The 4,010-nt window shown below is 71.7% G+C and carries 3 protein-coding genes and 1 tRNA gene; 1 reads left to right on the top strand and 3 read right to left on the bottom strand.

Annotated elements, in window-relative coordinates; all coding sequences use genetic code 11:
- A partial coding sequence (locus tag V7E05_RS13870) for a DUF6541 family protein (protein ID WP_333620219.1) occupies positions 1 to 677 on the bottom strand: 677 nt, incomplete at its 3' end.
- Positions 678 to 868: 191 nt separating this feature from the next.
- Positions 869 to 2,800 (bottom strand): hypothetical protein, encoded by a 1,932-nt coding sequence (locus V7E05_RS13865; RefSeq protein WP_333620218.1) that lies wholly within the window; start codon positions 2,798 to 2,800, stop codon positions 869 to 871.
- A gap of 58 nt (positions 2,801 to 2,858) precedes the next feature.
- On the opposite strand from V7E05_RS13865, the gene V7E05_RS13860 reads away from it, so the two are divergent.
- Positions 2,859 to 3,818: a GmrSD restriction endonuclease domain-containing protein gene (locus V7E05_RS13860; RefSeq protein WP_442891689.1), complete on the top strand. Its 960-nt coding sequence runs from the start codon at positions 2,859 to 2,861 to the stop codon at positions 3,816 to 3,818.
- A gap of 118 nt (positions 3,819 to 3,936) precedes the next feature.
- Here the strand turns inward: V7E05_RS13860 and V7E05_RS13855 are convergent.
- Positions 3,937 to 4,009: transfer RNA gene (locus V7E05_RS13855), tRNA-Thr, on the bottom strand.
- Position 4,010: the final 1 nt, after the last annotated feature.

The raw sequence follows: 4,010 nt of genomic DNA, 5'->3' as shown, positions 1-4,010 counted from the left end.
GCCTGGGTCTCCTGATTCTGCAGGAGGCCAGCATCGTCCGGGGAAGCGAGGCCAGTGTCGGCGATAAAGCGCAGGTAGTTGGCGTGCCAGTGGGCGTCCCAGCCCTGGAAGACGTTGGTGAGCCCGTCCGGGGCGTAGCTCAGCAGGTTGATCACCAGCGAGGCGATGATCCACGCAGCGACGATCACCCCGAGGAACGGCGCGCAGTTCCACACCCAGATGCGCCAGCCGCGAAGCTCGGGCGCGCGGCGGAGCTCGGCGGCTCGGGCGGCGCGTTCGGCCGCGCGCGAGGCCGCGCGAAGGGAGCGGCGCGAGCGCGAGTGGGACGGACCCGCGGCCCCAGCGGAACCCGCCGGATCCGCAGCATCCCCGGCAGAACCGGCATCCCTTCGGGGCAGCCGAAACCGGAATCGCAGGAACCAGCGCCGTCGCGTGAACCGGAGCCGTCCGGACGCGAACGCTCCGACGATCGCGACGGCCACTGCGGTGATCAGCGTCGCCACGATGTAGGACAGCAGGTTCCACCGCAGCTCGAGCATGCCGAGCAGGTAGCTGGCGACGGCGACCACACCGTACGAGACGGGGATCGCGCCGGCGAGCGCGTAGCCGAACCGCACGCCGCCGGCCAGGCAGATCACCAGCCCAGGGATCACGATCAGAGCTGTGAGCGTGAGCATCACTGCGACAACGATCGTCCCGCCCCTTTCCTCGCTCGACTACCTATCTCATTCGCGCACAGGTATCCCCCGTACACAATCGAGGGCCATTATTCTCCACAATGCCTCCGGGCACCGCGCGTGCCCTCGGTGTGCCGAGAAGTCGGCGGCCCGGTTGCTCCCGTTCGGCGCCGTCATCCGGCCACCGCCCCCTACTTCGGCATGAGCCCGCCGAGCGGCCCGCCGCCGACACACATGTCGCCGACCCCCTCGCCCGGTTCGACGCGGAGTGCCTCGCCGTCGCCGACGAGCTGGACGGTCGCCTGGCCGAGTCCCGCGGTCACGGGCACCTCGACCGGCTGGCCGCCGCCGAGGGAGAGCGCGACCACGCCGTCGCCGGACGCGAAGTAGTTGAACTGCAGCGTCCAGTCGCGCTCGACGAGCGGCCCGTCGAGCGGGATGGACGTCGCGCCGCTGCCGGCGGAGATCCGCATGCCGCAGTTCGGCTCGAAGCCCTGCACGATCGAGCGCACCTGCAGGATCTCGGCCGGCTGCAGGTGCCCCTGCCCGTCGACGACCCGCGGCGTCTTCGTCCAGTGCGCGATCTCCGGGTACCCATCGAGCCCGCCGACCAGCCTGGACAGCATGTTGTCCTGGCCCATCACGGGCAGCAGCACGTCGAGGCCCACCGGCTGGTCGAGGAGCGTGTCGCCCTCGAGCTCTGCCGTGCTGTCCCGCAGCGCCGCGAAGTACTCCCGGGACGGCTGCTCGTGCCACGTCCGCGCGTAGCCCCAATGTGTGACGGCGGAGACCACAGTCACGACGGCGAGCACCGCGCCGATGAGGACGGTGGATTTGCGGCCGGCCGCGGCGGCGGAGGGCTTCCGGCCCGCCGAGTCCGGGGCGCGCCGTTGGCCCCTGCGCGCGGCGACGCCCGCGACCGCCGCCGCGCACAGCGCCGCCACCACCGCGACCTCGGACAGATGGCGCAGCGTGTTCGCCACGAGCGCCGCGGTGAGCGGAGAGGTCCGGTGCAGCGCGAGCGCGAGAGCCGGGATCGCCGGGTAGACGAGCAGCGGGAGCCACAGCCACATCGCACTGCGCCGGACCGCCCACCCAGTCCATGCGAGCACGGCCACGGAAACTCCCACGCCGAGGGCGATCTCGATCCACGATGGGTCCACGAACGGCGGACCCGGGTGCCAGCGGCCCCACGTCCACGGGCCGCCGGAGAACGAGGGCACGAGGGTGTCGACGTAGGTGTTCCAGAAGGCGTCCCACGTGCCCTGCCCCGAGGGCTGGTTCGGGGCCGGCTCGCCGCCGCTGGAGGTGAGCAGCAGGTAGAGCACGCCCCACGCGACCGTGATGCCGAGGAGCGGGCCGAATGCCTCGGCGATCCGGCGCCACGCGGCGCGCCCGCGCCACGGGACGAGCCCGGCGAGGGCAAGGGCCAAGACGACGAGCGCCGCGGCCGGGAGCACGAAGAGAGCCCGCTCGGAGAACAGCAGCCCGACGAGCATGAGGCCGGCCGCGAGGATTCCATGACGCAATGCCCCCGTGACGCCGGCCTTTCCCTCCGCCGAGCCCGCGCGCACGAGCGCGCACACGATATACGCCACGGCCAGCGCGAATGCCGCATGGAGCGGCAGGGCATTAACGGCCGCGGCGAGCCACGTCCCGCCGGGGAGCGCCAACGGCGAGAAGCCGTAGACCGCGACCGGCACGGCGGCGAGCCACGGCGAGAGCGCCCGTCCGGGCGCATCGGGCCCGCGGCCGTGCTGCGCGGAATCGGCGGCACCCGCTTCGCCCGCATCGTGGATCGCGGTGACGACGAGCCACACGGCGCGGGCCACGGCCGCGAGGGCGACGGCCTGGAGGATCGCGATGACCACGACCGCCGCGGGCCAGACGAGCGGCGCGGCGTGCGCGAGGGCCCACTCGATGAGCCACGCCGCGGGCATAATGTGCCCGTCGTGATCCCGGAACAACAGTGGGATCGGGCTGTCCTCGGCTCTAGTCGTGGCGAGGAAGGAGAGGTCGTCCCAGTAGAACCAGCCGAGCGCCGTCACGACGACACGGACGATCCACGCGAGGGCAGCGACCCCCACTATGGCGGCGAACGCTGGGCGTTGGAACGTGCGCACGGATGCTCCTTGCGGTGCTCGGCGGTTTTATCGGACCCGGTCGATAGTGTTCCCCACTATGCCCGACAACAACCCACGCACCCACGAAGTCCACCGCCTCGGCGCCACCGGCACGCGCGCAGTCCGCCCGCGGTCCACGCGCCGCGTCCGCGGCGTCGCGGGCGTGCGCGGCACTGTCGCCGCGGTCCTCGCCGTCGCGCTCGGTGCGGGCCTCGCGGGTTGCGAGGCCGATGGGTCGTGGGCCATGGACGCCGCAGGCAGCGCGAGCTCCACGGGGCAGCCGGACAACCTCGATCCCTCGGCTGCGGAGGCTCCCGCGCCCGAAAGCCCGGCGCCGGGGGCCGAAGTGGGCGCGCCCCCGGAGGCGCCGGGCCCAGGCGCGGAGAGCGATGGTGGGGTTCCCGCCCCGCCGCCCGGCAACGCGCCGTCCGCTCCCCCGGACCTTGTCGCGGCGGCGCGAGTGGGCCTGCCGCTCCTGCCCATCAAGGGACGCGCGCCGAAGACAGGGTACGACAGGGACCAGTTCGGCCAGGCGTGGAGCGACGATGTCACGGTTGCCGGCGGCCACAACGGCTGCGATACGCGCAACGACGTGCTCGCCCGGGACCTCGTCGATATCGCGCTCAAGCCCGGCAGCCGCGACTGCGTGGTGCTCTCCGGAACGCTGGACGATCCGTACACGGGCGAGACCGTCGCGTTCACGCGCGGCTCGAACACCTCGCGGGAGGTGCAGATCGATCACCTCGTGGCGCTGTCCGATGCGTGGCAGAAGGGAGCCCAGCAGCTCGGCGAAGAACAGCGCCGCAACCTCGCGAACGATCCGCTCAATCTGCAGGCGGTGTCGGGTTCCGTCAACCAGCGCAAGAGCGATGGGGATGCGGCCACCTGGCTGCCGCCCAACGCCGTTTACCGCTGCGAGTACGTGGCGCGGCAGGTCGTGGTCAAGCAGGAGTACGGCCTGTGGGTCACGCAGGCCGAGCACGATGCGATCGAGCGGGAGCTCGCCGGCTGCCCGTAGTCAGGCGGAGCGGGTGCGCACCGAGCGCGTCCAAAGCCCAGACCGAAAAGAGCGCCGAACGAGAAACGCCCCGGTAGATGAGGTTCCGAAAACCTTGCCTACCAGGGCGTTTGTGGCGAGCCGCGTGTCGGAATCGAACCGACGACCTTTTCATTACGAGTGAAATGCTCTACCGACTGAGCTAACGCGGCG

The organism is Dietzia sp. (genome assembly GCF_036741115.1).
In the GTDB taxonomy this organism is placed as follows: Bacteria; Actinomycetota; Actinomycetes; order Mycobacteriales; family Mycobacteriaceae; genus Dietzia.
This window is presented reverse-complemented; position numbering and strand designations above follow the sequence as displayed.